At 41.6% G+C, this 255-nt stretch carries 1 rRNA gene; it reads right to left on the bottom strand.

Annotated features, from left to right (window positions below):
- Positions 1 to 114 precede the first annotated feature (114 nt).
- Positions 115 to 255 (bottom strand): 23S ribosomal RNA (locus EWU23_RS13910); the annotation flags it as partial.

Raw genomic sequence — 255 nt, 5'->3', positions numbered from 1 at the left:
CTGTTCGAGATGGGAAGAGGTGAACACCCGTCCTATCGGCTCCATAAATCTTGCAAGGTCTTAGCCTTTTTCCATATTGTGAGATAAAATAAACAGTCGTTGCATGTTTTTAATAAAAGTAAGCTTTTGGGTAATTAGTACTACTCGACTTTGACATTACTGCCTTTACATCTGTAGCCTATCGACCGTGTCGTCTACACGGACCCTTCATGGAATACTCATCTTCAGGTCAGTTTCGCACTTAGATGCTTTCAG

The sequence above is a fragment of the Aquirufa beregesia genome (assembly GCF_011090385.1).
Classification (GTDB): Bacteria; Bacteroidota; Bacteroidia; order Cytophagales; family Spirosomataceae; genus Aquirufa; species Aquirufa beregesia.
This window is presented reverse-complemented; position numbering and strand designations above follow the sequence as displayed.